Annotated in this window: 27 protein-coding genes; 17 read left to right on the top strand and 10 right to left on the bottom strand. The window is 39.1% G+C overall.

Features of this window, described 5'->3' with window-relative positions; genetic code table 11:
- The first annotated feature begins 317 nt into the window (after positions 1-317).
- Complete coding sequence (locus HQN83_RS03250; protein ID WP_173088536.1) at positions 318-758, top strand: pyridoxamine 5'-phosphate oxidase family protein; 441 nt, start codon at positions 318-320, stop codon at positions 756-758.
- 139 nt (positions 759-897) lie between these two features.
- Here the strand turns inward: HQN83_RS03250 and HQN83_RS03245 are convergent, their stop codons facing one another.
- The 4 genes from HQN83_RS03245 to HQN83_RS03230 form a co-directional block, all read right to left on the bottom strand.
- Positions 898-2,019, bottom strand: a complete 1,122-nt coding sequence (locus tag HQN83_RS03245; RefSeq protein ID WP_173088534.1) for an agmatine deiminase family protein — start codon at positions 2,017-2,019, stop codon at positions 898-900.
- Positions 2,020-2,093: 74 nt separating this feature from the next.
- Positions 2,094-2,921, bottom strand: coding sequence for an AraC family transcriptional regulator (locus HQN83_RS03240; protein WP_173088533.1), 828 nt, complete (start codon positions 2,919-2,921; stop codon positions 2,094-2,096).
- A 285-nt stretch (positions 2,922-3,206) separates the two neighbouring features.
- A complete protein-coding gene (locus HQN83_RS03235; protein WP_173088531.1) occupies positions 3,207-5,021 on the bottom strand; it encodes a glycoside hydrolase family 2 protein in 1,815 nt (604 codons plus the stop codon).
- 367 nt (positions 5,022-5,388) lie between these two features.
- Positions 5,389-5,964, bottom strand: a complete 576-nt coding sequence (locus tag HQN83_RS03230) for a hypothetical protein (protein WP_173088529.1) — start codon at positions 5,962-5,964, stop codon at positions 5,389-5,391.
- 365 nt (positions 5,965-6,329) lie between these two features.
- On the opposite strand from HQN83_RS03230, the gene HQN83_RS03225 reads away from it, so the two are divergent.
- The 9 genes from HQN83_RS03225 to HQN83_RS25365 all read left to right on the top strand — a co-directional run bounded on the left by HQN83_RS03225 (position 6,330) and on the right by HQN83_RS25365 (position 12,801).
- A complete protein-coding gene (locus tag HQN83_RS03225; protein WP_173088527.1) occupies positions 6,330-7,001 on the top strand; it encodes a MarR family winged helix-turn-helix transcriptional regulator in 672 nt (223 codons plus the stop codon).
- 57 nt (positions 7,002-7,058) lie between these two features.
- Complete coding sequence (locus HQN83_RS03220; RefSeq protein ID WP_173088525.1) at positions 7,059-8,555, top strand: phytoene desaturase family protein; 1,497 nt, start codon at positions 7,059-7,061, stop codon at positions 8,553-8,555.
- The gene (locus HQN83_RS03215) at positions 8,552-9,388 is read left to right on the top strand and encodes a phytoene/squalene synthase family protein (protein ID WP_173088523.1); all 837 of its coding nucleotides are present in this window, start codon (positions 8,552-8,554) and stop codon (positions 9,386-9,388) included. Before HQN83_RS03220 ends, HQN83_RS03215 begins: the two co-directional genes overlap by 4 nt.
- Positions 9,385-9,843: a hypothetical protein gene (locus HQN83_RS03210; protein ID WP_217277297.1), complete on the top strand. Its 459-nt coding sequence runs from the start codon at positions 9,385-9,387 to the stop codon at positions 9,841-9,843. The genes HQN83_RS03215 and HQN83_RS03210 overlap by 4 nt, the downstream gene beginning before the upstream one ends.
- Positions 9,844-9,853: 10 nt before the next feature.
- Positions 9,854-10,321, top strand: coding sequence for an SRPBCC family protein (locus HQN83_RS03205; protein WP_173088521.1), 468 nt, complete (start codon positions 9,854-9,856; stop codon positions 10,319-10,321).
- 2 nt (positions 10,322-10,323) lie between these two features.
- Positions 10,324-10,779, top strand: a complete 456-nt coding sequence (locus HQN83_RS03200; RefSeq protein ID WP_173088519.1) for a sterol desaturase family protein — start codon at positions 10,324-10,326, stop codon at positions 10,777-10,779.
- The gene (locus tag HQN83_RS03195; protein WP_173088517.1) at positions 10,779-11,480 is read left to right on the top strand and encodes a lycopene cyclase domain-containing protein; all 702 of its coding nucleotides are present in this window, start codon (positions 10,779-10,781) and stop codon (positions 11,478-11,480) included. Before HQN83_RS03200 ends, HQN83_RS03195 begins: the two co-directional genes overlap by 1 nt.
- Complete coding sequence (locus HQN83_RS03190) at positions 11,467-12,024, top strand: lipocalin family protein (protein ID WP_246254204.1); 558 nt, start codon at positions 11,467-11,469, stop codon at positions 12,022-12,024. Before HQN83_RS03195 ends, HQN83_RS03190 begins: the two co-directional genes overlap by 14 nt.
- A 273-nt stretch (positions 12,025-12,297) precedes the next feature.
- Positions 12,298-12,801 carry a YoaK family protein gene (locus HQN83_RS25365; RefSeq protein ID WP_173088813.1) on the top strand — a complete coding sequence of 168 codons (504 nt, stop codon included), beginning with the start codon at positions 12,298-12,300 and terminating at the stop codon, positions 12,799-12,801.
- Between the two features lie 17 nt (positions 12,802-12,818).
- Here HQN83_RS25365 and HQN83_RS03180 read toward each other — a convergent pair whose 3' ends face one another.
- Complete coding sequence (locus HQN83_RS03180; protein WP_173088514.1) at positions 12,819-13,601, bottom strand: DNA-formamidopyrimidine glycosylase family protein; 783 nt, start codon at positions 13,599-13,601, stop codon at positions 12,819-12,821.
- Positions 13,602-13,857: 256 nt separating this feature from the next.
- On the opposite strand from HQN83_RS03180, the gene HQN83_RS03175 reads away from it, so the two are divergent.
- The 4 genes from HQN83_RS03175 (at position 13,858) to HQN83_RS03160 (ending at position 17,842) form a co-directional block, all read left to right on the top strand.
- Positions 13,858-15,138 carry an NRAMP family divalent metal transporter gene (locus HQN83_RS03175; RefSeq protein WP_173088512.1) on the top strand — a complete coding sequence of 427 codons (1,281 nt, stop codon included), beginning with the start codon at positions 13,858-13,860 and terminating at the stop codon, positions 15,136-15,138.
- 145 nt (positions 15,139-15,283) lie between these two features.
- A complete protein-coding gene (locus HQN83_RS03170; RefSeq protein WP_173088510.1) occupies positions 15,284-16,141 on the top strand; it encodes a universal stress protein in 858 nt (285 codons plus the stop codon).
- A gap of 8 nt (positions 16,142-16,149) precedes the next feature.
- Positions 16,150-17,220, top strand: coding sequence for a class I fructose-bisphosphate aldolase (locus tag HQN83_RS03165; protein WP_173088508.1), 1,071 nt, complete (start codon positions 16,150-16,152; stop codon positions 17,218-17,220).
- 1 nt (position 17,221) lies between these two features.
- Complete coding sequence (locus HQN83_RS03160) at positions 17,222-17,842, top strand: 2,3-bisphosphoglycerate-dependent phosphoglycerate mutase (protein WP_173088506.1); 621 nt, start codon at positions 17,222-17,224, stop codon at positions 17,840-17,842.
- On the opposite strand, the gene HQN83_RS03155 is transcribed toward HQN83_RS03160, so the two are convergent.
- Positions 17,832-19,277: an MBL fold metallo-hydrolase RNA specificity domain-containing protein gene (locus HQN83_RS03155; RefSeq protein ID WP_173088504.1), complete on the bottom strand. Its 1,446-nt coding sequence runs from the start codon at positions 19,275-19,277 to the stop codon at positions 17,832-17,834. The genes HQN83_RS03160 and HQN83_RS03155 overlap by 11 nt on opposite strands.
- 162 nt (positions 19,278-19,439) lie before the next feature.
- On the opposite strand from HQN83_RS03155, the gene HQN83_RS03150 reads away from it, so the two are divergent.
- The 3 genes from HQN83_RS03150 (at position 19,440) to HQN83_RS03140 (ending at position 22,113) form a co-directional block, all read left to right on the top strand.
- Positions 19,440-19,970, top strand: coding sequence for a sigma-70 family RNA polymerase sigma factor (locus HQN83_RS03150; RefSeq protein WP_173088502.1), 531 nt, complete (start codon positions 19,440-19,442; stop codon positions 19,968-19,970).
- Positions 19,954-20,904, top strand: a complete 951-nt coding sequence (locus HQN83_RS03145; RefSeq protein WP_173088500.1) for a 1-phosphofructokinase family hexose kinase — start codon at positions 19,954-19,956, stop codon at positions 20,902-20,904. Before HQN83_RS03150 ends, HQN83_RS03145 begins: the two co-directional genes overlap by 17 nt.
- Positions 20,905-21,063: 159 nt before the next feature.
- Positions 21,064-22,113, top strand: coding sequence for a response regulator (locus HQN83_RS03140; protein WP_173088498.1), 1,050 nt, complete (start codon positions 21,064-21,066; stop codon positions 22,111-22,113).
- Here the strand turns inward: HQN83_RS03140 and HQN83_RS03135 are convergent.
- The 4 genes from HQN83_RS03135 to HQN83_RS03120 form a co-directional block, all read right to left on the bottom strand.
- Complete coding sequence (locus HQN83_RS03135; protein ID WP_173088496.1) at positions 22,094-23,110, bottom strand: PEP/pyruvate-binding domain-containing protein; 1,017 nt, start codon at positions 23,108-23,110, stop codon at positions 22,094-22,096. The two genes, HQN83_RS03140 and HQN83_RS03135, sit on opposite strands and share 20 nt — an antisense overlap.
- 22 nt (positions 23,111-23,132) lie before the next feature.
- Positions 23,133-23,993, bottom strand: coding sequence for a universal stress protein (locus HQN83_RS03130; protein ID WP_173088494.1), 861 nt, complete (start codon positions 23,991-23,993; stop codon positions 23,133-23,135).
- A 24-nt stretch (positions 23,994-24,017) separates the two neighbouring features.
- Positions 24,018-24,902 carry a universal stress protein gene (locus tag HQN83_RS03125; RefSeq protein ID WP_173088492.1) on the bottom strand — a complete coding sequence of 295 codons (885 nt, stop codon included), beginning with the start codon at positions 24,900-24,902 and terminating at the stop codon, positions 24,018-24,020.
- A gap of 116 nt (positions 24,903-25,018) precedes the next feature.
- Complete coding sequence (locus HQN83_RS03120; protein WP_173088490.1) at positions 25,019-25,738, bottom strand: LOG family protein; 720 nt, start codon at positions 25,736-25,738, stop codon at positions 25,019-25,021.
- Positions 25,739-25,743: the final 5 nt, after the last annotated feature.

The following is a 25,743-nucleotide window of genomic DNA, read 5'->3' as shown; positions in this document are numbered from 1 at the left end:
GTCAAAAGTTACAATTATTTTAAATAGTTCTTTTTGTGCTCCCTATCCTGGCAGGATAACCTTTTTTGACTAGCCTTATATTAGGATCGTATTTACTGAAAAGATCTTTTTAATTTTAATATTACTTCATTTAAAACTTCGAGCTTAGTAAATGTCCCTGTAAAAGTGATATAGATCATAGATAATTCTGTCCCTTCTTTCCATATTTGATCAAGATATTCTTACCTACGAATAAGTAGGCTGTCTTAAGCAGCAATTAACATGGTAATTGCTTACTGAAAATTTAAATTGGGTTTAAAACTTATAAATCATAAAAAATGCTGGGAGAACTAAATAAAAAAGAGCTGATTGATCTACTCGAAAGCCAGATTGTTGGCAGGATCGGTTGCCATTTAGATGGTGAAACGTACGTAGTACCGGTTAATTATGTGTACAAAAACAACGCGATTTACGCCCATTCTGGGAATGGGAAGAAAATAGAGATGATGCGTGCCAATCCAAAGGTATGCTTTCAGGTAGACCAGATCAAGGATACTTTTCGCTGGAAAAGTGCTATTCTTTGGGGGGATTTTGTTGAACTGACGGGTGAGGAACGTCAACAGGCTATGCAGGGCATCATACACCGGATTATGCCTTTAACTAACCGGCCATCACAAGATAGCTCACATGGAATTAAGGTTGAGGACCACGATAGTCTTGTGGTATACAGAATTGACTTGACAAAAGCTACCGGGAAATACGAAACCCATAATTTATAACCTTGATATCATTTCACTTGTGATAAATTCCAGGTCATTACTTTAAAAGTGCCTGGCTGCTTCTAAGCCTGGCACTTTTAAAGTAATATCTAGGTTAAAAAGAAAAAAGTAGGTTTCATCTCGTTTTTTATGTTTCTTATCATTTGTCCTTTGGCTGTTGTTGCGTTACGCAATGAATCATTCCTCCATTGGCATATAAGTCTCTCACATCTATCCCAACTACGGTTCTATCAGGATAGAGGCTTTGTATGATTTTGTTTGCTACAGCATCATTAGGATCATTATAATTAGGAACCAGTACTTTTTTATTTCCTATATAATAATTTACATAGGAACCTTTGTAACCCAATTTTTTGCCATAAGTTGTTACCACATCATTTTGTGTTAAAGGAACCTTCACAATGTTATAGCGTATTCCATTTTTATCAGTGGCTGCATAAAGGGTACGAATATCTTCATCGGGAACTTGCCAATCTAGTAAATCATCTTCATTCATGGTTACTAAAGTTGTGGTATTACCAAACCGGGCAAAGCCATCTATGTGCATGTCCGTGATTTCAAGACCGGCCTTTCCTTTTAACCAAATGTATTTGGTTCCACCCAGGTATTTAGTGAAAATTGCTTCTGCTTGGGCCTGTGTCATATCAGGGTTCCTGTTGTTATTCAGGATAGCGCTTTTAGTTGCCAGCAGTGTTCCATTACCATCAATTTCAATAGCCCCACCTTCATTTATCATGACCTTATTCAGATCGATTTTTTCCTTGTTTTGATCATTGGCGATTTTTGCAGGAATGGCATTACAATTTTGATAAGCTGCTTTTTTGCCCCAACCATTAAAACCCCAATCTTCAATGATCAGCTGCCCTTTCTGGTCTCGTACATAGATTGGTCCATTGTCTCTGACCCAAACATCATCAGTTTGATGAATTTTAAAATCCACATTGGTTAAAGGAATACCTGCCTTATCCAGCAAGTGCATGATCCTCTTTTTTTCTGCGTCATCAAATGCAACAATATGAACATTTTCGCTTTCTACTAATGCTTGTGTCATTTTCACCCAGGTGTCATCCAGCCTATTGCGATAAGTAATACCGTATTGATATTGATGAGGCCACTGAAGCCATGTGCCTTCGTGCGGGGCGGACTCTTCGGGCATGGTATACATTATTGCAGAATCTGCAGGTTGATAATTTTCTTCACTCTTTTGACAGGAAGAAAAAGTAGTTAATATAGATATCATCAGAAATAGCATTTTGTTCATTTTTTAAGTTTAAACAGTCAATTGTTGACAAAGGAACTGATAATACAGATCGATCTGTTGTCCAAAATTGACAACTATTTTTTTTTAACCGGAATAAGGATTTCTGTAATGTAGTCATCCATGTTTCGGGTGTTAGAATCATTTTTCCCATAATGTTCTATAATAGGAGAACTATCAAATTCAAGTACCGGGTTAGCAAGCCAGTCTTTATAGATTTGCCTGTAGGTATCTTCTATTAAACTATAGCTCCCCTTATGGATGTACTTGGCATATCTGCCGCCAAAAATACTTGTCGAAAGGAATTCATTACCGGTAGGTGCGCTATCTATACAAGCTTCATACCTGCATTTTAATTTATCGGTAATTAATGGTTGATCCACTATGATTCCAAAATATGCTGTGGCATTGTCCTTTCCGGTAAGGGTATCAATTTTATCCCATAGTGACTCTATTTCGTCGTTGTTATAGTTTTTTGTTTGGATTCCAATGTAAAACACCTTCATTTCCTTTAAAAAAACCAGCTCATAATTTATATGTTTGTCTTCTTCCCTACTGCTATTGATGAAATTTTCAAAAACCATCAGCTTTTCTGTTCTTGCCTGAATGGGTGAAACTTTAAACTGTTTTTTAAAAGCTTTAGAAAGAGACTGCAAACTATCAAAACCTACAGCATAAGCAATATCAGTGATGGTATCACTGGTATAAATCAGTTTTTTGTAAGCATGCTCAAGTCTCAGTCTTTTTTGAAATGCGCCTAATGATTCGTTAAAAATAGCCTTAAATACACGCTGGACATTCCGATAAGAATAATTAGAGATGTGCTCTAATTTTTGAATCGAAACATTTTGATGGTAATGTTCCTCAATATATTTGATTATATGCTGAATTTTTTCCAATCCCATATCAAAAGTGTAACAGTCAAAGTTACAATTATGTGTTATTCAAACATTGATTTATTCGAGCCTAACTCAGCTTTTGCTATCGGATTTCGAAATATTACAGAGGAAATAAATTGGCTTTTGCAATTTTTTTAATTCCTTCAGGGTCTGATCACCGAAAGTAACCATCGGTGCATCATTGGGTGTCTAAACCTAATTTACTTACGCTTTCAACTGCTTAATTAGAAAATGTGGTCTTGGTTTATGTTGCTGAACAGGATTGAAAAAAAAACAAGAAAACAAATCTTATCATTTGAGCTTCTTCCCTTCGTTAATCACAGCCTGATTAACCTCCCTGATTCTTTCAATATCCATTTTCTCAACAGCGCGGTCATAGGTCAAAAGGCCATTGACTTCATGCTCCACATCTGTCGTTTGTGTATATACCGCGACACTTAATCCTTTATATTTCATGAGCTGCTCAACCTGATCTAGCAAAAGAATGTAGCGGTCTGTAAGCGCAGCTTTGGTAGGCTCATAAGCATAGGCGTTATTTTCCACAGGCCACATATGCCCCCTTACAAATAAACCCACGCCTCCAAATTCACCGAGTGATGCTGCTCGCTTATCATCAGGAACCGAAGCATCGTTCGGTCCGATATAGATATGGGTATCTACAAAATCGCCATTCCCAGGATCCCCAGCAGCTTTCTGGTAACCGGGATTGTTGTTGAAGCCAGAATTGCCATTTACAAGTCTTGATGGATCATATTTTTTTACCCAGTCCGTAATTTCTTTTACATCAAATGCACCCCAGTTTTCATTAAATGGAACCCAGGTAATGATAGAGGGGGAATTGTAATGATCGTCTATTATGGCTTTTAGCTCTTTACGGAAAACTGTTCGTGTTCTGGCTGTGTCTTCATGTTGGTACCAAATTGCCGGCATGTCCTGCCAAACGAGTAAACCCAGTTTGTCGGCCCAGTAATAAAATCGTTTTGGCTCAGTTTTCATGTGTTTTCTAATCAAATTGAATCCTGCTTTCTTGGTAAATTCCACATCATATTTTAGCGCCTCTTCTGTTGGCGCGGTCAGAATTCCGTCGGGCCAGTAACCCTGATCAAGTAGGCCGATCTGCATAACGAATTTGTCATTTAGTAACGGTCTTATTACACCGTTCATTTTACCAAGTTTCACATCACGCATTCCGAAATAACTGGTTACCTCATCGGTTACCTCCCCATTTTTACTGCTTAAAGTCAACTTCAAATCGTATAAAAAAGGCGCATCAGGAGACCATAGTTTTGGATTTTTAATTGGAATATAAAATGCAGTTCCGGCTTCAGAATTAGTTTGAGAAACCACTTTTTTTCCGTCAAGCACCACTGCAGAAACTTGAGCGGCGTCTGCATCCACCTCTACCTTCAGGCGGCTATTGGCCAAATCAGGCAGTAGCCGAATGTTCTTGATGTAATTTTTATTTACCGGCTCAAGCCAAACCGTTTGCCAAATTCCCGACGAAAAAGTATAATCGCCACGTGGACCATTTTTACCTGATGGTGCCCGGCCATCGTTTGGATCATGGGAGGCAACAATGAGTACATTAGTGCCCTTTTTTAAAAAAGGAGTGATATTCAAACTGAAAGCATCATAACCACCCGCGTGCGATCCCGCTTTTTGTCCGTTGACAAAGATAGTCGCATCGTGGTCAACGGCATCAAAATGAATGATTACTTGTTTATCTTTCCAGGATTCTGGAATGTCTAAATTCCTGCGATACCACATATTTATTTCCTGTTTTCTTTCAATTCCTGAAAGTACAGACTCCGGACAGTAAGGAACAAGTATTTGATCGGTTTTGCCGCCGAAGTTTATGGGTTTAGCGGGATTCAGGGCATTCATGACGTCCTTACCTCCTATATAGTCCCATTTTCCATTTAAACACAGCCAGTCCTTGCGCTCAAGTTGGGGTCTGGGATATTCCGGAAATGGAATTTTTGATTCCATAGCCACCTTGGTCCAGGCTGTGGGTAATTTAGCCGTCTGACCCGCTGAGCGCTCAACTGAAGCAAAACTGATCAACAAAAGGACGGCAAAAAAGAGAATTCCGATGTTTTTTTTCATCACGAAGAACATTGATTTTTGATTAGGCGTAAGCATTTTTATAAATATATAAATACGTTATGAAAATTTCGCTGTTGCTGCAGTTTTAGTGATTGCTAAGAGAAAACCCTGATCATTTCTATATAGAACTGCAGCTAAACCAGTGCACACGTTTTTAGGAGTGTCAATTTATTTCCTATAATGAAATCCTGGAATGGTCATTTAACCAAAAAATATCAGATTCATCACTGAGAGCTGCCTCATGAGTAATACAGGGTTACAAAAAAACACGATCACTGCTCAATTTCAGTATCAAAAAAAGGAAAATGAAATGGAGTATACTATCCTAGGACTTTCTAAGCATATTTCTGTAACTCAATTGCTGCTGTTACTTAGATTTCAATGATATTTCTTTTAGTTTGCGCAATTCAGCTGCTGTATCCGGGTTCGCTTGATAATGAATCGAATAATAGGACAATTCATTCAATCGACTAATATAGATAGACTTATCGTAATTGATTTTAAAGTTACTGATACTTGGATTGATCTTACTGATAGGCAGCGCAACGCTATTGATCAGCACATTACCAAGCACTGAAGCAATAGCACCATCTTTTATCTCTGTTAAGGAAGGTTCTTCATTCCCCCATTCGTCAACGAATTTACCTTCAGCGTTTTGTTTGTAATTTGTGTTTTTACGGGTATCAGGCGTGAAATTCTTTAACTGGTAGTCTTTCTTAGGTACCCGTATTTTGATTGATTTGATAGACTGGACAGGAATAGTTTCCATCCCTTTTTCAGAATTAATGAATACATGACTAGAATCAACTCTTTGTAATATCCCCTTATGACTGTTCTTATTTTTGACTTTAATAATAGCCAGATAAGGCTGAACAGATTGCGCATGGGCTGCGATAAAACTGGTCGCAGTAAATAAGATGATCAGGCAGATAAATGTTTTCATAGGCCAGTATTTTGCATTGAAATTTAAACGGTGTATTGTTTTTGTCCCAATATAAATCAATTTAAGTAAAAACTGCCATAGACTTAACCCGAAGGTTTAAGCAAAGCCCTATTTTTAGATAACCATGACTGACCAGTACTAGACTGGAAAAACCAAAATGATTGACCTCACTCCGCCAATTCCAAAACAACATCTAATGTCCTGATCATTAACACTAATTGGGTCAAGGCAAAATTGGCGAAGGGGGATCAGTTTGATGTGGTTTATCCAGGAATAACAGATTTTATAGTCAAATAAAAGTTAATTAGTATTAAAATATACTATAATTTAAATATTTAGTATATTTGTAATTCAATTATATCGTTATGAATTATCAACTGATCAAAGAAGTTATTGACCTTATGGAAAAATTTGAGTCTACCGTTGACTCCAAATCTTATACAAAAGATTTGATTGGCTTCAAACGGTGGATTTATGATGGTGAAAAAGAAGTGCAAAATCCCGGCTATGATATTGGTTGGATGGGGAAAGAAAATGGCCGAAGTGCAGATAGTGAGATCAACACCTTAATTGTTCACATGAATAGATACGCAAAAACCTATTCCAGATCAGCTATATGTGACTCAGCGTTCAGCACTCAAGAAGATTTTATATACTTAATTAATCTAAAGGCCTTTGGATCAATGACAAAAACCGAATTGATTAAAAAGAACCTCCAGGATAAACCTGTAGGTATGCAAATCATCAATCGCCTAATTGGGCAAGGCTGGATCCAGCAGCACGATTCTTCAGAAGATAAGAGAAGTAAAATCATTTCGATTACAACCAAAGGAATTGAAGCCCTGGAAGATATCATGGAAAAAATCAGGCAAGCCAGTCAAATTGTGACCGGAAACCTTAGCTATACTGAAAAAATGCAATTGATTAAACTACTTCAGAAACTGGATCGCTTTCACCAAGATATATATGATAAGAATATAGCGCCCGATCAACTTATCCATGTCGCTTATCATGATTTTTTATTAAAAAGCAATTAAAGCTATTGCATCTATCAAGAAACTTAGTAACTGAGATTAAAAAAACAAAACTCTTTCGTGAAAGCATCAGATTCAAAAAAAACTATAGCGATAATTGGGGCAGGAATTTCCGGTCTTTCTGCTGCCGCTTATGCGATGCAGGCTGGTAACGAAGTACATGTTTATGAAAAGCATCCTCAACCTGGAGGAAGAGCCCGACAATTCACAACAGAAAATGGCTATGTATTTGATATGGGGCCAAGCTGGTATTGGATGCCCGATGTTATTGATAATTTCTTTCAGGACTTTGGTTATAAAGCAAGTGACTTTTATCATCTCGTATCCCTTAATCCCCAGTTTGAAATGGTTTTTGAGGATGGACTGCTTACCGTTCCGGAATCTTACGAGGATTTAAAAAATTTGTTTGAGCAGTTGGAAACAGGAGCAGGTAAAAAACTTGATATCTTCATGAGCGCTGCAAAGTATAAATATGAAGTTGGCATGCGGGATTTTGCGAACAAACCATGCTACAGCTGGCTGGAGTTTGCATCTCCTAAAATTGCCAGGAGCGCTTTAAAACTGGATCTATTGTCAAATTTCAGAAGTTACATTAGTAAATATTTTTCACATCCCAAACTAAAAACCTTAATGGAGTTCCCTGTTATTTTCCTAGGGGCTTCTCCGAAAAATATTCCGGCACTTTATAGCCTAATGAACTATGGAGGTTATGCTTTGGGTACCTGGTATCCCATTGGGGGATTCTACCAGTTGGTATTGGGCATGAAAAAAGTAGCGGAAAAACAAGGTGCCATTTTTCATTTTAACCAAAACGTAGAAAAAATCGTTACTGAAGAAGGAGTTGCCAGGGGAATCGTCGTAAATGGGGAGTTTAAGGCATTTGATGTTATTATTGCTTCTTCGGATTACCATCATACCGAAACTCTGCTAAACAGCGAATTGCGCAACTATGATCAAAAATATTGGAAAAGTCGAACATTTGCTCCCTCTTGCCTGATTTACTATTTAGGGTTTACAGAGAGACTTCCTAATCTTAAACATCATACTTTATTTTTTGAAAATGATTTGGATGAACATATTAAGAGCATTTACGAAGAAAAAAAATGGCCTGAAAACCCCTTGTTCTATGTGTGCTGCCCATCCAAAACAGATCCTGATTTAGCACCCACAGGACACGAAAACATTTTCCTGCTGATGCCACTAGCAATCGGCCTTAATGATGATGAAAAAATTCGTGAGCAATATTTTCAGCATATGATCAAACGCCTAGAAAAGCACACTGGAGCAAAAGATTTATTAGCAAAACTAAATTACAAACGAAGCTATTGTGTGGATGATTTTATCAGCGATTACAATGCTTACGGAGGCAATGCTTATGGTCTGGCCAACACCTTGGGCCAAACTGCAGTATTGAAACCCGGCATTAAGAACAGACATTTGTCTAATCTTTTCTATACAGGACAGTTGACCGTGCCCGGTCCTGGTGTCCCTCCATCAATTATCTCCGGTAAAATTGTAGCTAACGAAGTAAACCACCTAAAAATAAAAAACGCGTGAAAAAATTATTTGATGAATTGGCTTATAAGGTAAGCGAAGCGGTTACGGAAAAATATAGCACCAGTTTTTCATTAGGAATTCTAGCGCTAAAGCCTTCCATTCGTCCTGCCATCTACGCCATCTACGGGTATGTGCGTCTGGCCGACGAAATTGTCGACAGCTTTCAGGGTTATGACAAGGCTTGCCTGTTGCAACGTTTTAAAACAGAAACCTGGACTGCCCTTCAAGAGGGCATCTCCCTTAACCCCATTTTACAATCCTTTCAGGATACGGTGAATAATTTTGCCATTGACAAAGCCCTGATCGAACAGTTTCTGCATAGCATGCAAATGGATTTACAGCAAATAGATTACAATTCAGATTTGTACAACCAGTATATATTAGGTTCGGCTGAAGTTGTAGGATTGATGTGTCTTCAAGTATTTGTAGAGGGGAATAAAGAAGCATTCGATAACCTAAAACCTTATGCCATGAAATTAGGTTCAGCCTTTCAAAAAATAAACTTTCTACGCGATCTGAAAGACGATTACCACGTCTTGGGACGCACTTACTTCCCTAATATTGATATGAAAACATTCAACAACAACATCAAATTAGAAATTGAAAATGAGATTCAAGCAGAGTTTAACGAAGCATTAACCGGAATCAAAAAACTTCCTGTTTCTTCCAAATTCGGCGTTTACCTGGCATACAAATACTACCTGTCATTGTTCAAAAAAATAAAGGGTACGCCAGCAGAAAAAATTATGAACCAAAGAATACGTATTCCAAACGGACAAAAATTCTCTCTTGCAATGACTAGCTATGTACAATATAAGATTGCCATACTATGATTTTAAAAAAAGTAATGATTTTGATTGTCTTTTTCCTGATTGGTATTTCTTGTTATGGGCAAAGTATGGATTTAGAAAGCATTAGGGCCAATTACAAAAAAGCTGTTTCAGACAAAAAAATCTGTCTGACAATGATCAAAGGGCTGAGTACAGGTAAGGAAAGTTCAGTACACCTCAGCTACCTGGGTGCTTTTCAAATGATATGGGCAAAACATATTACCAATCCAATATCAAAACTCAAAACCTTTAACAAAGGCAAAAAGAATATTGATAACGCGGTAATGGCAGAACCTAGCAATTTAGAAATCAGAATCCTCAGATTGTCGGTTCAAAAAAACAGTCCCGCTTTTCTGGGATACAAAAAAAATATTGAGGAAGACGAAAAATTTATCAAAACCAACAACAAAGACATTACCTCTACTCATTTAAAAAACATGATACAGTCGCTGATCTAAAAAATAAAAAATGATTTATCAACTTAATAGCGAGCAACAACTATATTGTGATATAGATAGAGCCTGGGATTTCTTTTCTTCCCCGCACAATCTTTCGCGTATTACACCCAAAGAGATGGGCTTTGTGGTATTAAGTAATCTGCCTGAGGCTGACATCTATAAAGGAATGATTATCGATTATACGGTATCCCCTGTGCTGGGTATTCCACTGAAGTGGCAGACACAAATTACAGCGGTTAACTACCAAAAAAGCTTCACAGATTCTCAGAAAAAAGGTCCTTACAAATTATGGAGACACCATCATGAATTTATCCCAAACCAGAAGGGAGTTTTGATGATAGATACCTTGGATTATGAATTACCCTTTGGTATCATTGGCGAGATGGTACACAGGTTTTTGGTGAAGAAAAAATTAACGTATATTTTCGACTACCGCCGTCAGGTGTTGGAACAGCTATTTAGTCCATTAAAACGTTAAAGATGAATTTCATTATCCTACTGGTAACATTTATATTGATGGAAGGTGCCACCTGGTTCATTCACAAGTATATCATGCATGGTCTTTTATGGGGATTGCATCATGACCATCACGACCACAGCACTGAAGGTCCTTTTGAAAAAAACGATTACTTCTTTGTAATTTTTGCTTTACCAGCTATTGCTTTGATCTATTTTGGTTCCCTAAATCATTATAATTACTTGTTTTACATCGGGCTTGCTATTACGTTTTACGGAATCGCTTATTTCCTGGTACATGACGTGTTTATACACCAACGCATTAAATACTTAGCAAATACCCAAAACCCTTACTTACTGGCTATTCGCAGGGCACACAAACAGCATCACAAACACCTGGGGAAAGAAAATGGTGAATGCTTTGGTTTTTTGTATGTTCCACTGAAATATTTCAAAATGTATTATAAAAATGCGAAGTAATGAAACCCTACACTTACTTATTAATAAATTTACTGACCATCAGTGTTTGCTTTATTTTCTCTTTTGATAAGAGAATTCAGTTCAACAAGCATTTTCCTGCCTTTCTGAAAGCGAACGTTTTAGTCGCTATTCCTTTTATTGCCTGGGACGTATGGTTTACCGCTCATCAGGTATGGTGGTTCAATACAGCTTATACTACGGGATGGGTTCTTTTGGGGCTGCCTATAGAAGAGTGGCTTTTTTTCATCTGTATTCCATTTTCATGTGTGTTTACCTATTTCTGCCTGGACAAATTCTTCAATCTTGGTTGGCTAAGTGCCTTTAACAACATTATTGTTTTTGTCAGTGTCATCGTATGCGTAGTTATGGCATTGATACATCATGATAAAGCCTACACGTTTGTAACAGCTATAGCAACAGCAACAACGCTAATTTATCTGCATTTTATAGTAAGAGTACCCTGGATAGGTCAGGCATCTTTTGTATTTGCTATTCTGATGCTTGGATTTTTTCCTGTGAATGGTGTTTTGACGGGTGCTGGTTTGGAATCTCCGATTGTGAATTACAATCCGAAGAACTTTTTAAATATTCGGATGCTTACTATTCCAATAGAAGATGCAGTGTATGGTTACACGCAATTTCTACTCAACATTTATTTTTTTAAAATATTTCAAAAACCTGCAGATCATGATGAAAAATAAAATCTTCGTTCCGACAATCCTCGCAATTGTAGCAATGGTAATTTTAAATTCATGTGCATCGGTGCCTAAAAAAGCAAAACCTGTTACCAATTTTGAAGTAAATCGCTATTTAGGTAGCTGGTATGAAATTGCCCGTTTTGACTTTCGTTTTGAGAAAGATCTGGATAATACTGTAGCACAATACAGTTTAGACGAAAATGGGAATGTAAAAGTGCTAAACAGTGGTTATAACTATAAAACAAAGGAATGGAAGTCCGCAAAGGGAATTGCTAAATTCAGAGGCGATAAAAACATCGGCGCGCTAAAGGTCAGTTTTTTTTGGCCATTTTATGCGGGTTACAATGTATTGGCGATTGACAATAATTACCAATATGCTTTAGTTGCTGGGAAAAATTTAGACTACCTGTGGATTTTATCCCATGAAAAAAGCATACCGGATAATGTAAAAACAAATTATCTTAAGATTGCCAGAGCTATCGGATACGATACTTCCAGATTAATATGGGTGAAACAAGATAAAAGAAATCCTGTTATCCATGAGTAGTAAAATTGCAATACTTTACTTTAGATGCGGTTTGAGTTCAGAAGATAATATTGGCTTTCTGGACACTCCAAAGCTACTGACCACCTTATTCAGAAATGGTATGGCTAGGGATCAATTGTTCAAAAGGTATGTAATAATCCCCAGTGTGTTTGTCCAGTCGTGCATTTACTTGTCAAGGATTCAGCGGCGGTCTTAGAGGACAGTTCGACCAGTTTTATACCAAAAGAAGATTTTCTTGAAGTTCTTTAGCGTTCTCCTCAATTTGCATTTAGTCTGTTAAAGGCATTAAGCCATGAATTCACCGTATTTGCCAATAACATTTCAGCATTTTCAGATGCTTCGGCAGCGGAAAGACTCGCAATTGCCCTCGTTGTATTCAGAGAAAAATCAAAACAAGGTCACAATGGCTCCTTACATCAAACCGAGTACTATGCCGGCAGTCCACTATTCGCCATGGGAATGCAGAATACATTGGTCTCCATGATCTCAGGCTCAGTGGTCAGGACGACCCACCTTACAGGGATGTTCACCGATTTGGGAACTGATCTTTCATTGGCCATGATTCAACGATGGAAACTAACGTTAAGGATAAAGCGTAGTATTTTGCTGAGGGCAGTCATCGTTAGCTTTTTTCTATTAGGCGGGGTTATGGGTACATTTTTATTTCTGTGGTATCAATTTGATGAGTTTCTATTACCCATTCTGCTTTTGATAATTGCCTTATTTTATGACTATTTCCGTTTTTATATCATCCGCTTAGTGCGTCGTTACAAATAACGAAAGCATATGAAAATTTATTTATAGAGCATTTGTTCATCAGTATAATAAGTGGTGGTGTCGTTCCATATTTTTACTTTAATGGTCTTTCCTGTAGGACTATTTTTTCTATCTGCATTATGGATCATCAATAAATCTGGATCAACTTTATCAAATTTTAAAGCGTTTAACTTTCTTGTTTCTTTAATGGCATCCAATAAAACATATTTAATAGTTTTATGAAGTATTTTTACTTTATCCAGGGGGATTTTACTTGCTATTGAAAAAGGAGAAATTTCTGCATACCAAAGAATTTCATCAGCGTAAGCCTCCCCGATCCCTCTAATCAGCCCTTGATCAACCAATATCGATTTAATTTCCTCTTCTGTACTGGATAATAATTCTATTAGATACTCAGAAGTCATTTCCTTGCTGAACACATCCGGAACACTTTCATGAACAGGTTTCAAACGAAATCTACTTAATTCCTGAGTATCCCTAACAGATAGCATTTGCCCACTGCTAAAATAAAGATTCAATAAATCGGAATCAGCATAATCTGAATTTTGTTCTATCACATGCAGCTGCGCAGAATCCGATAAACTCAACTCAAGAACAGCATAATTTTTGAATTGAAACCGTAAGGATAAACCTTCGCGCCATATTTTTTTCAATTCATTTCCAACCAGACTTTCCCTTAGTTCCAGTATAGAAACATTAAGACATTTTTCCTGTTGAATATCTACCTTATGCAGCACTCTATTTTTAAATCTTTTATCGAAGATTTCGGCACAAATCTCTAAATAAGGTAGTTCAAACATAATTTAATCAGGAACATGATGACGTTTGGTTTAAAGATACAATGACTTCAAGCGTTCTGTTCTATCTTTAGGTAATTCAGTATTGATCTAAATCAATTTTACTTTCCCTATCTACAAATGATTTAGCATCGTGATGTGGATTATCATCATAAATAAGGATGATTTTGATCACATTTTCAAAAGCCATAAGTATTTACTTTTATCATAGGATTTAGTCACAAACTATTAAGCCTTAATATCAATTTGAATACCTAAAATGTATAAAAAGAGATTAAAAAAGAAGTGGAAATGGCTCAGTATTCTCGGGCCAGGGTTAACCACCGGAGCAGCGGATGATGATCCATCAGGCATAGCCACCTACGCTCAGACAGGAGCCCAATTTGGTTATGGTCAATTATGGACTGCATTGTACATGCTACCCTTTATGACAGCGGTTCAGGAATCCTGCGCCCGTATTGGTCTGGTTACAGGGAAAGGAATAGCAGCAGTTGTAAAACAGCACTACAGTCGTCCGGTACTCTATTTCGTAGTTGGCCTGGTTGTAGTGGCAAATACCATTAACATCGGCGCTGATATTGGTGCTATGGCAGCAGCAGCACAATTGCTCCTTCCCTTACCTTTTATAGCCCTTACTTTTAGTTTTACAGGCACCATTCTACTCCTTGAAATCTTTACAAGCTACCATGTCTATTCGAGGATATTAAAATGGCTTGCGCTCACCCTGTTCGCCTACCCAATCACGGCTTTCATCATTGATCAGCCATGGGAAACTGTATTGAAGGCCACAGTAATTCCACATTTTGAGTTCAATTTTTCCTTCCTATTTATTATAACCGGAGTATTTGGAACCACAATTACCCCATACATGTTTTTTTGGGAAGCCTCACAAGAGGTTGAGGAAGAGCAGGAAAACGGATGGATAGAAAATGGAAAGGCCAAAATTAGCTGGAACCTAATCCATGCCATGCGTAAAGACAATAACATAGGGATGATCGTTTCTGAATTTACCACCTGGTGTATACTTTTAGTGGCAGCGACCGTCTTACACAACAGTGGAGTGAGGGACATTAAAAATGCGGCTGATGCGGCAAAAGCATTAGAGCCATTGGTTCACTCCTTTCCAAATGCCGGCTATTTATCTAAATTGATATTTTCGGTAGGAATCATAGGTCTGGGCTTATTGGCTGTTCCCGTTTTATCAGGTTCAGCAGCTTACGCAGTAGCAGAAGCTTTCAACTGGAAGGCAAGCTTAAATCTGAAATTAAACAAAGCGCATGGATTTTATGGAATCATTATGATCTCTACCCTAGTCGGGCTGGCCATGAATTTTATAGGCATTGATCCAGTAAAAGCGCTCATTTATACAGCTGTGATGAATGGGGTTGCCGCCGTTCCGTTACTTTTTTTAATCATAAAAATTGCCGCCAACGATAGCATAATGGGTGAATATAAAAGCGGCTGGTTATCTAAAATACTTTTATGGATGACTTTTATCATTATGGGAGGTTCCGCAATTGCTCTAATCGTATTGATTTGAAACAGGCCATCCCTGAGAAAAAGCTTAAAAGGCAAAAAAGATCATGTTCAGCATCATCCTCTTCAATGATATCAATCACGTTTTCCATCTTTTATTTACGTGAAATTTGTTTAAGAAAGTTGCTTTGTTCATCAATATACTCATTATGAAAACACTGTTATTGTTAACTGATTTTTCCCCAACGGCAAACCATGCAGTCGGATATGGATATGATTTTGCAAAGTTGTTGGAAGCCGAAGTGATCCTTTGCAATGTGATTAATGTACCTGCGGAAATTCCTCAATACGAAACCATACTGTTACCTTTTGGAAACTATGATCTGATTGAAGAAGAAAGCATAGAGGAGCTTAAAAGATTAAAAAAGCACCTGGAGCATCATGACCACGGCAAAGGATTTCATCCGCCTGTAAGTTACGCATGCAAAACCGGCGTGATGACAGACCAGATTGACAACATCGTTTCCAAAAGACATATAAACCTGATCATCATGGGAACCCATGCCAGTAGTGGACTTAAGCATTTGCTACTCGGTAATCATACCAGATACCTGTTAGATACAGCAGCAGTGCCGCTACTATTGGTATCGCCCAAGGAAAAACTAACTCAGATCAAATGGATCGCATTTGCTACGGATTTGAATACGGATGAGATTCCTACAATTAATAAATTGGCAAAATTGGCCAGTCTCTTGAAAGCAGAAATTATTCTAATGAATATTTGCCATGAGGATCCAAGCCGAGAAAAAGATATGCAACAACAGCAATTCCTTTCTTTGGTAAAAAAAGAATGTCATTACCCTATGATTTCCTGCCAATCCGCCGTAGATAAATCCATTGTAAAGGGCTTGGAAAAGCTATGCAATAATAGTGGAAAGGATGGGTTGTTAAGTGTCATTCACAAAAACCGGAATTTCATCAATGAAATTCTACTCGGTAGCCAAACGCAAAAATTAGCGAAAAGATTGGTCTTACCGTTACTGGTCTTACCACCTAACATTAATTAACTACAGCTATGAATTACCACCAAATCGTTGAGTTGGTTGGAGAAAATGAAAGTCTTTTCACTTACCAATGCCAGGCAGTTAGCAAGGAGACCCTTAGCCTTCCTGGACCGGATTACATTGATCGGATTTATGTCGCTTCAGCAAGAAGCAATCAAACACTGCGTAGTCTGCAAGCCATTTATAAATCAGGACGGCTCTCAGGTACCGGATACTTATCCATACTACCCGTAGATCAGGGCATAGAGCACAGTGCAGGTGCATCTTTCAGTACTAACCGCAGCTATTTTGATCCTGAAAATATCATCAGACTTGCCATTGAAGGCGGCTGTAATGCCGTTGCCGCTACCGCCGGTAACCTGGCCATTATCGGAAGAAAATATGCCCATAAAATCCCCTTAATCGCCAAGATCAATCACAATGAACTGCTCAGCTGTCCCAATAAATATGATCAGGTGATGTATGCATCGGTAAAAAACGCATGGAATACAGGAGCAGTCGCCATTGGAGCCACCATCTATTTTGGATCCAAAGGCTCTGGCCAGCAGTTAATTGCAGTATCCAATGCTTTTGAACAAGCACATGAACTAGGGATGGCCACCATATTATGGTGTTATCTGCGCAATGAAAATTTTATACAGGATGAAGTGGATTATCAAGCCTCTGCAGATCTTACCGGACAGGCGAACTACCTTGGGGTAAGTTTGCAGGCTGACATTATCGAACAAAAACTTCCTGAAAACAACGGGGGCTATGAAGCACTGAACAAGTATGGCAACAGTTTTGGCAAATATGTTCAGGAAATGTATACAGAGCTTTGTACGCCCCACCCCATCGATCTCTGTCGTTACCAGGTTTTGAATTGTTACTCAGGAAGGGTCGGGCTGATCAACTCGGGTGGCGCCTCAGATGGCACAGATGATCTTAAATCAGTACTTAGAACAGCAGTTATCAATAAGCGCGCAGGTGGTGCCGGAATTATCGCAGGCAGAAAAGCATTTCAGAAACCATTAAGTGAAGGCATTGAGTTGCTGAATGCCATCCAAGATGTATACCTGGATAAACAAATTGAAATTGCTTGAGATGGCTAAAAAACAACCTGTTTTGATACTGCTCAGGCATGGGCAATCCCTATGGAATCTAGAAAACCGCTTTACAGGCTGGAAAGACATTGACCTGACTGAGGTAGGAAAATTGGAAGCAAGCCATGCAGCAGTGTTATTAGAAAATGAGCATATTGAAATCGCATTTACTTCCTCGCTTAAAAGAGCGGTACATACCCTTGATATTGTTTTGGAAGCCCTGAGTTTAGAAAATATCCCGGTATACCAGAGCAATCAGCTCTATGAAAGGGCTTACGGGAAACTTGAAGGGTTAAACAAAGATGCCACTGCTTTAGCATATGGTCTGGAACAAGTCATGCTCTGGCGCCGCTCTTTTACCGTCGCTCCACCCGGTGGGGAAAGTCTTAAAGATACCGCAGAAAGGGTAATACCCTATTACTACACCCACATTACCCCAAAATTGATGGAAGGTAAGACTGTGCTAGTGGTTGCCCATGGGAACAGCCTTCGCGCATTGATGATGTACCTTGAAAATCTAAGTCCAGAGCAGATTTGCTTGACAGAACTTCCTACTGGAGTTCCAAGAAAATACCTCATGAACCCTGCGCTGAAAGTGCAGAAAGTCATGTTCATCGTTTGACTTTCGTGTCAGCCTCATCAATTTGTTTTTGCAATCGAGGAAACACGACACTATTTTCACAGGTAAACAACAAGGCGTCTTGATTTTGCTTCATGATTTTTACGGGAATATTCAGCTCCGTTTGAATTTTCACCCTCAATGCTTCCTGAGCACAAGGTTCTCCATGAACCAGCATAATTTGGGTGGGTGCTTTTTTAAACTTTCTGATCCAGTTCATTAATTCCGATTGATCTGCATGTGCAGACAAGCCCTGGACTTCTAGCACCTTGGCCTTAACCGGATAATATTTTCCATGGATCTTCACTTCATGTGCTGCATTCAGCAAGGCACGTCCACGCGTTCCCTCAGCCTGAAAGCCAATCATCAGGATGGAATTCCGGTTGTCGCCCACATAGTATTTCAGGTATTCCAATACCCGTCCACCGGTCAGCATGCCACTTGCAGCAATCACGATTTTACTACTTTGATCTTTAATGAAGCCTATGGTGTTGCTATAATCCTGATTAATGGAAATGTGGTTGTTCATCTGTTGAAATTCCAGCGCACTAATCTTCATGTAATCATCTGCATAGTTTAATGAAATACGGGTAGCAGCGGAAGCCATGGGACTATCCATAATGATCGGGAGGTTCAAGGGTATCTTCCCTTGTTTCTTTAAAATGCTCAGCATATAAATCAACTCCTGAGCCCGGCCAACTGCGAAACTCGGAATCAGTACATTGCCTTTTTGAGCGATCGTCTCATTGATCACAGCAGCGAGTGCATCATAAGGATCATGATCTCCATGAAGGCGGTCGCCATAAGTGGACTCCATAACGATAAAGTCAGCTTCAGTAAAATAATCTGGGCTGGCAAGAATTGCACTCTCTGGACGTCCGATATCACCTGAAAAAATGATCTTCTTCTCAAAACAAGTCAACTCCACCGAACTGGCGCCGAGGATATGTCCACAGGTTTTAAACTGAAAATGGATGTGGTCACTTAAACGAACAAAAACATTGGGGTCCCGGACCCTAAAATACTTAAATGATGCCTTTGCGTCATCAATGGTATACAAAGGCTTGGCCGGACTATGTTTGGTATAATGATGCCTGTTGGCATTTTCTGCATCCTCTTCTTGTATTTTGGCACTATCGAGTAGAATGAGCTGTGCCAATTCATTTGTAGGACCCGTCATGAAAATATCCCCTTTAAACCCTCTTTTTACCAATAAAGGAATGTATCCGCAATGATCAAGATGCGCATGGGTAAGAATAATCAGGTCGATCTCCGAAGGATCAAAACCTAAACCATGCCAGTTCTGTTCACGCAATGATTTAATGCCCTGGAACAACCCACAGTCAATCAATATGGTAAGTTCCGGTGTTTTTAGCAAATGTTTTGAGCCGGTAACTGTCTCTGCAGCTCCAAGCGATTGAAGGATAATTTCATTCATAACCGTATCAATTAGACAAAGTAAAGATGGTCGAATTTTGCTTTAAACAACATGATTTAGGACATGGCATTGGATGATTTAAATCACGGTTTAATGTGTGCCTGCTCATGATATCTTGATGCATTTAACTGGAAATTTATATCAAATAATCCCCAAAAAATCATGCAGACCATAGTGACCCAAAGCAGCCCGGCATTCAACATGCAACTAACCAAAGAGATTGCTACCTTAGGAACATTTGCTTATAAATTTACCTCGGATCGTCAGGACATCAATGACCTGGTTCAGGACACCTTGGTCAAAGCAATCCGTTATTGTCATCAGTTTAAGAGTGGTAGTAACCTAAAGGCATGGCTGTTTGTAATCATGAGAAATACCTATATCAATAACTATAGAAAAACCGTCATGGGCCGGGCAATTACGAATTCGATTGAAGAGGTAAGCACCTTGGGCCTATATCATCAAGTCACACAAAATAAGGGAGAAGGTAAATTTACACAACAGGACGTTGCTTCAGCAATGAAAAAACTTTCCAGAAAGCTTTACCAACCCATTGAGCTGTACATACTGGGTTACAAATATTGTGAAATAGCGGAACAAACCGGAATTCCAATAGGGACTGTTAAGACCAGAATTCATATGGGGCGTGTTCAACTAAAACAATTACTCAAAGACTATGATTATACCGCATAACAGAATTGTCACGCTAACCTTTTGCCCTGCCATTGACAAGAGCGCCACTGTACCAGCATTAATCCCGGAAAAAAAACTAAGCTGCAGTGCTCCCATTTATGAGCCCGGAGGTGGTGGAATAAATGTTGCAAGAGCAATAAAAAGACTTGGAGGGAATGCTACAGCCATATATCTGGCCGGCGGATATACCGGAAAGTTTTTTACAAAACTACTGAAGAAGGAAAATATAACTACCCTTCCCATCAAAACCATTAACCCAACCAGAGAAAACCTCGTAATAAAAGAAATGGCTACCCAAAGACAATACCGTTTTGGGATGCCGGGACCTGAAATCAGCTTTACTGAATGGCAGGATTGCCTGAAAGCAATTGAGCAATTAAGCGATGTGGAATACCTGGTCATCAGTGGAAGTTTGCCCCCTGGGGCACCAGCTAACATTTTTTCAAAAATAGCCAAAATCTGCAGGGCTAAAAAAGTAAATCTTATTGTGGATACTTCAGGTGAGTCACTCAGGCATGCTGTTGAAGCAGGAGTTTTTCTGATCAAACCAAATTTGAAGGAACTGGCTGCACTGGCTAACCAGGAATCACTTAGTATAGAACAAGTAGCACTAGCATCCAAAGCAGTCCTCAATAACTATAAATGCGAAGCAGTCATTACCTCTCTAGGCCCAGAAGGGGCTATGCTTGTCACCAGCCACACCATACTTCGGATTACTCCTCCACAAGTTAATGTACAAAGTACAGTTGGTGCAGGCGACAGTATGTTGGCCGGTATTATAATGGGACTTTGCAGTCAGAAAGACATGATTGAATCCGTTCAGTACGGTGTAGCCTGTGGGACGGCTGCCACTTTAAACCCAGGAACAGAACTATGCCATTTCAAAGATGTACAAGATCTTTATCAAATGATAAGGTGTAGCGCAGCCTCTTAATAGTGACATTCATATTAAGAAAATAAAACAAACTGACTTACAGTGCATTTAAGGAATTTCTCACCTTGAACAAGATGGCAATTCACCCTCTATTAATGGAATTAATTGCTTAACTTTCAACCATAAAGATGCGGAATAGATCTCAAATACATTTGTAATATGAATACTGTACTCATCATAGAAGATAATGCAGATATCCGGGAAAGCTGCTCAGAGATTCTGGAACTGTCCGGCTACAAAGTTTTTACTGCTGGCAATGGAAAAACGGGGATTGATCTTGCTACCCGCCATAAGCCCGATGTCATTTTATGTGACATCATGATGCCGGAATTAGATGGCTATGGGGTTTTGTTTTTACTCAGCAAAAATCCTGCTACTTCAGAAATACCCTTTATTTTTCTAACCGCGAAGACCGAAAGGGTAGACTTCAGGAAAGCCATGGAAATGGGTGCTGATGATTACCTGACGAAACCGTTTGATGACCTTGAACTGTTGCATGCCATCGAAACCAGAATCAACAAGTCCCAAAGACAGAAGGACTTTTACGGATCTACATTAAATCACTTGGAGCAACTCTCCTTAGGTTCAGGCAATGGCATGAAAGAACTCAAAGAACTCATTGCCGGCCGGAAAATCAAGCGCATCAAAAAAAAACAAGTATTGTTTTATGAAGGAGATACCCCTCAGGGCCTATACCTGCTGATAGAAGGGAGCATTAAAACCATAAAACGTGCATTGGATGGCAGACAGTTCATTACCGGTTTATACAAACCTGATGACTATATTGGGTTAGATTCGCTCCTGCTCGAAGAGCCTTTTACGGAAACTGCAGAAGTTATTGAAGATGCTGCTTTATGTTTATTGCCAAAGGACCTCGTTGTAAACCTGCTAAATAAATATCCTGAAGTCAGTCGACAGTTTATCAAAATATTATCCAATGACATCCACCAGAAAGAAGAACAACTGCTGGAACTTGCTTATCTTTCGGTGCGCAAGCGAATTGCGCAGGTCTTAATCCGGTTAAGTTGTAAATCACCATCAACTACCTTACTGAATATCTCCAGAGACGAGCTGGCTGAATTGGCTGGGGTTGCTATGGAAACAGTGAGCAGAACACTTTCAGATTTTAAGGAAGAAGGTTTAATCGAAAGAAAAGGCAATCAGATGGAATTGATTGACATTGGTCGCATCACCAAGTTGAAGAACTAAACTCTTGTGCAAAAGCCTGAATAATATACAACTGGTGACCGATTCCATCCTTTGCCCATTCAAAATTCATTGGCTTCTTATAATGTTTTTCAATAATAAGGGCCCATTTAGCTAATTTTTCAACCTCATAATACTCAAGAACAAACTTGCTCTGAAGATTTAAAGGGGTAATTATGCGCACTGTTGAATTAACCTCATCTGCTTCATCTGCATAAACCATCATTTGCGCTTTATTACCCAGATTCTTTTGAAGAATTGCTGTAGAACCTTGCTCAAGCGCTGACTTGGAGACTAAAAATTCATCGGGACTCAACTTTTCCTGAGCAGTGTCCACTCCCAGTCCCCAAATGCCAGATATATGCAGGACATCAGGGTAAGCAGATTCAGGTCCCGGCGTAAAACCAATACCGGAACAAGCAATATCTGAACGGATCATTTCTTGTATACCAACAGAAATGGATACTTTGTTATGATCAATACCTTTGTCCGCCCGATATTTGATTGCTCTATCGGTGTATAAAGAGGCATAACATTGCTTTACAGCATAAAGCAGTGCATAACTTCCGCGAATATTTAGATAAGATTCATGAAGGCCGGCAAAACTAGCTTCGGGTAAATATGCTGAGGTTGCACTGCTCCGTACGGCCACTTCCTGGATCCCGTCTTCAAACATCGCATCATAAGCTCCAATTATAGACATTCCAAGATCATTGGTCATTCTTCCAGCCATAAGCAAGTTTCTGGCTTGCTTTCCAATTTCTGATAAATTTGCATATTTCCGCTTATCCAGCTTTTTCATTAGCTCAGAAAGTGCAATTTCAAGATGATTGCAGCTCACAAAATAGGCGTACGCTGCAGCCGTAACCGCAAAACCCTTAGGTATTAACACCCCCTCGGATGTTAAATGACTGAACATCTCTCCAAGAGTAGCGTTCTTTTCTCCAACCTCCGCAAGATCATTATTATCGATTTCGCTAAACTTTTTTATGTAGTCCATTTTGCAAGATTTTGTATGATAATTATTGCTGTGAAAATACCAGAAGCGGAATTTTAGTATGTCTGGAAAGTTTCTGTGTATGGCTTCCTTTAAAAAGCCTTTCCAGTAAATTATGACGACGGTGACCTATCGCAATCATATCCAATTCTTTTTGCTCTGCTACCCACTCCAGTCCATTGTCGATGTCAATATTCCAAACATATTCAAACTTGATGTGCGGATAATTTACATCCATCGTTACACGACTCAAAAAAGCATCGATTTTACTCTGCATTTTACCATCAGCAGCCACTTCTTTATTGGTAATGTGAACAATGATGACTTTTGCATCAAAGGACGCTGCAAATTTTGCGATAAATTGCAGGGAAGCAATATCCTGATCATCAAAATCTGTAGCGAAAGCAATTTTCCGAATCTGTTTAAAATTCGCTTCAAAAGGTACTAGTAATAGCGGAATCTCAGCCTTTTCAATCATTTCCTTGCTATTACTTCCCAGTACAAACTGAGTTAATCCTCCTGCACCAGCTATCCCCATCACCACCATTTCAATCTTCTTCTCTTTAACCAGAGTAGAAACCACCTCATAAACCTCCCCTATACTGGTTTCGTAAGTTACTGTAGGACAATACTGTTCTTCACTAAAACATGATCCAGTCAGGGTTTTAACCAGCTCATCCAGATCACCACTAATTTCTTTTTTCAAATCTGCATAATCCATCAAAGGCCATGCGACCTGGGCTGCCATGGGCGCCTGCGCAGGTACTTTAATTGCATTACAAAGTAGTACATCTGCCTTCAGAACCTTTGCAAGCTCAAGGCCATAGCGCGCAGCATTTTCGGCCGGAACCGAGAAATCTGTTGGAATTAAAATCTTTTTCATCATACAAAGTTTAGGATTTGGATTAGGCTACAATGTTCTGTTCCCACAATCCGGAGGAAATACCAATAAGGGAATTGTGATTCGTTTTTTGAGCTTTTGTGTATAGCTGCCCTTGAACAATTTATGAAGTACATTGTGTTTCCGATGAACCATAGCCAGCATTTGGATTTGCCCATATTCAGCTAACCAGTCTAACCCATCCCCCACAGCAGTATCCATCACATGCTGGTAGTAGATCTTATGGTAATTTACTTTATTGGTTACTTCATTTAGAAAGACATCTATTTTATGTTGATTGTTGTATTCATTGTCCCGTGCTTTTTCGCTGATGTGTACAATTAAGATCTCCGCATTAAAAACCCGGGCAAAACCTGCTAAAATATGAACAATAGCAATATCTGTTTTACTCAGATCCGTTGCGAAAGCAATCTTATGTAAGCCCATAAACCTGCTTTCATCAGGAACCAGTAAAAGAGGTGTTTCGGTAGCCTCCACCATCCCTCTGCTGCTGCTGCCCAATAAAAACTTACTTAAGCCTCCGGCTCCGGACATTCCCATAACGGTTAAACTTACCTCACGATTAGCAGCAACATTTGTGATCACATCCGGTACACTGCCTACGCCCACAACATGTTCAACCAAGGGATGAAACGTATCTGGAGCAGTTTCAAGCTCATCCTTTTCCTTCAACCTTCCAGCCCAACGCTTTAGCTCCTGTTCAACTTCATATTCCAGGGTTTCAAACGATACTATGGGCGCCGCAACATGTGCAGCCAATGGAACATCCAGGGGAACCATAACGGCATTACACAGTTTAACATTAGCTTTGATTTGCTTGGCAAGATGCATCGCATAATTTGCTGCATTTTTTGCTGAAGAAGAAAAATCAGTAGGGACTAAGATCTTTTTCATGGGATTATTATTTTGTGTTTAATGGCCAAACTACAGTTCAAAGATCCTAACTAACAGCCGTTTAAATAATGACCCTCATCATCTTTAATCATGATTGTCCACATCAAAACAATTGATTAGCTCCGCTCAAAAAGCCAGCGAAAAGGGCGCAGTTTCTGCTCAGGTTTCAGGCCATACTGTTTGATACTTTTTTCCCTTATCAAAGCAATGGCTTCTTCAATACTATCGGTAACCAGAAAAAGGTTTGTATCCTGGCCCGCAACTGTTCCCTCTTTTTGCAGATGGGCAATATGTGCAATGAGTTCCTGATGAAATTCTTTTCCAAAAATGATTATTGGGAAATTACTGATCTTATGGGTTTGGATCAACGTTAAAGCCTCGAAGAATTCATCCATCGTACCAAAACCACCAGGCATCACCACAAAGGCAAAAGAATACTTTACCAACAGCACTTTTCTGATAAAAAAATGATTAATGCTTACCCATTTATCCAGGTAAGGATTGGGTTTCTGTTCAGAAGGCAGTTCGATGTTACATCCTACAGAGCGTCCATTAACATCTTTGGCTCCCCTATTGGCTGCCTCCATCAGGCCCGGACCACCTCCGGTCAATATCGTAAAACCTAGTTTTGCAAATTCTGCTCCTACTTTTCTTGTCAGCTCATAATAAGGATGTCCTTCTTTGAAACGAGCGGATCCAAATATGGTGATGCAAGGGCCCAGAAAATGAAGTTTCCTAAATCCACGGATAAACTCCCTCATGGTCTTTAAGGTGAACACAAACTCTTTCCATCTGGATTGCGGTCCATCAAGAAATACAATCTCGGATTTACTCATGATAA

It is taken from the genome of Pedobacter foliorum (assembly GCF_013266735.1).
Taxonomy (GTDB): domain Bacteria; phylum Bacteroidota; class Bacteroidia; order Sphingobacteriales; family Sphingobacteriaceae; genus Pedobacter; species Pedobacter foliorum.
Note: the sequence above shows the minus strand (reverse complement) of the source record. Positions and strands in the feature narration are given on the sequence as shown.

What these genes read in the sequence shown, in the direction of transcription:
- HQN83_RS03250 (WP_173088536.1), top strand. Translation starts at nt 318, where the DNA reads ATGCTGGGAGAACTAAATAAAAAAGAGCTGATTGATCTACTCGAAAGC.
- HQN83_RS03245 (WP_173088534.1), bottom strand. Translation starts at nt 2,019, where the DNA reads ATGAACAAAATGCTATTTCTGATGATATCTATATTAACTACTTTTTCT.
- HQN83_RS03240 (WP_173088533.1), bottom strand. Translation starts at nt 2,921, where the DNA reads ATGGGATTGGAAAAAATTCAGCATATAATCAAATATATTGAGGAACAT.
- HQN83_RS03235 (WP_173088531.1), bottom strand. Translation starts at nt 5,021, where the DNA reads ATGAAAAAAAACATCGGAATTCTCTTTTTTGCCGTCCTTTTGTTGATC.
- HQN83_RS03230 (WP_173088529.1), bottom strand. Translation starts at nt 5,964, where the DNA reads ATGAAAACATTTATCTGCCTGATCATCTTATTTACTGCGACCAGTTTT.
- HQN83_RS03225 (WP_173088527.1), top strand. Translation starts at nt 6,330, where the DNA reads ATGAATTATCAACTGATCAAAGAAGTTATTGACCTTATGGAAAAATTT.
- HQN83_RS03210 (WP_217277297.1), top strand. Translation starts at nt 9,385, where the DNA reads ATGATTTTAAAAAAAGTAATGATTTTGATTGTCTTTTTCCTGATTGGT.
- HQN83_RS03205 (WP_173088521.1), top strand. Translation starts at nt 9,854, where the DNA reads ATGATTTATCAACTTAATAGCGAGCAACAACTATATTGTGATATAGAT.
- HQN83_RS03200 (WP_173088519.1), top strand. Translation starts at nt 10,324, where the DNA reads ATGAATTTCATTATCCTACTGGTAACATTTATATTGATGGAAGGTGCC.
- HQN83_RS03195 (WP_173088517.1), top strand. Translation starts at nt 10,779, where the DNA reads ATGAAACCCTACACTTACTTATTAATAAATTTACTGACCATCAGTGTT.
- HQN83_RS03190 (WP_246254204.1), top strand. Translation starts at nt 11,467, where the DNA reads ATGATGAAAAATAAAATCTTCGTTCCGACAATCCTCGCAATTGTAGCA.
- HQN83_RS03180 (WP_173088514.1), bottom strand. Translation starts at nt 13,601, where the DNA reads ATGTTTGAACTACCTTATTTAGAGATTTGTGCCGAAATCTTCGATAAA.
- HQN83_RS03175 (WP_173088512.1), top strand. Translation starts at nt 13,858, where the DNA reads ATGTATAAAAAGAGATTAAAAAAGAAGTGGAAATGGCTCAGTATTCTC.
- HQN83_RS03170 (WP_173088510.1), top strand. Translation starts at nt 15,284, where the DNA reads ATGAAAACACTGTTATTGTTAACTGATTTTTCCCCAACGGCAAACCAT.
- HQN83_RS03165 (WP_173088508.1), top strand. Translation starts at nt 16,150, where the DNA reads ATGAATTACCACCAAATCGTTGAGTTGGTTGGAGAAAATGAAAGTCTT.
- HQN83_RS03160 (WP_173088506.1), top strand. Translation starts at nt 17,222, where the DNA reads ATGGCTAAAAAACAACCTGTTTTGATACTGCTCAGGCATGGGCAATCC.
- HQN83_RS03155 (WP_173088504.1), bottom strand. Translation starts at nt 19,277, where the DNA reads ATGAATGAAATTATCCTTCAATCGCTTGGAGCTGCAGAGACAGTTACC.
- HQN83_RS03150 (WP_173088502.1), top strand. Translation starts at nt 19,440, where the DNA reads ATGCAGACCATAGTGACCCAAAGCAGCCCGGCATTCAACATGCAACTA.
- HQN83_RS03145 (WP_173088500.1), top strand. Translation starts at nt 19,954, where the DNA reads ATGATTATACCGCATAACAGAATTGTCACGCTAACCTTTTGCCCTGCC.
- HQN83_RS03140 (WP_173088498.1), top strand. Translation starts at nt 21,064, where the DNA reads ATGAATACTGTACTCATCATAGAAGATAATGCAGATATCCGGGAAAGC.
- HQN83_RS03135 (WP_173088496.1), bottom strand. Translation starts at nt 23,110, where the DNA reads ATGGACTACATAAAAAAGTTTAGCGAAATCGATAATAATGATCTTGCG.
- HQN83_RS03130 (WP_173088494.1), bottom strand. Translation starts at nt 23,993, where the DNA reads ATGATGAAAAAGATTTTAATTCCAACAGATTTCTCGGTTCCGGCCGAA.
- HQN83_RS03125 (WP_173088492.1), bottom strand. Translation starts at nt 24,902, where the DNA reads ATGAAAAAGATCTTAGTCCCTACTGATTTTTCTTCTTCAGCAAAAAAT.
- HQN83_RS03120 (WP_173088490.1), bottom strand. Translation starts at nt 25,738, where the DNA reads ATGAGTAAATCCGAGATTGTATTTCTTGATGGACCGCAATCCAGATGG.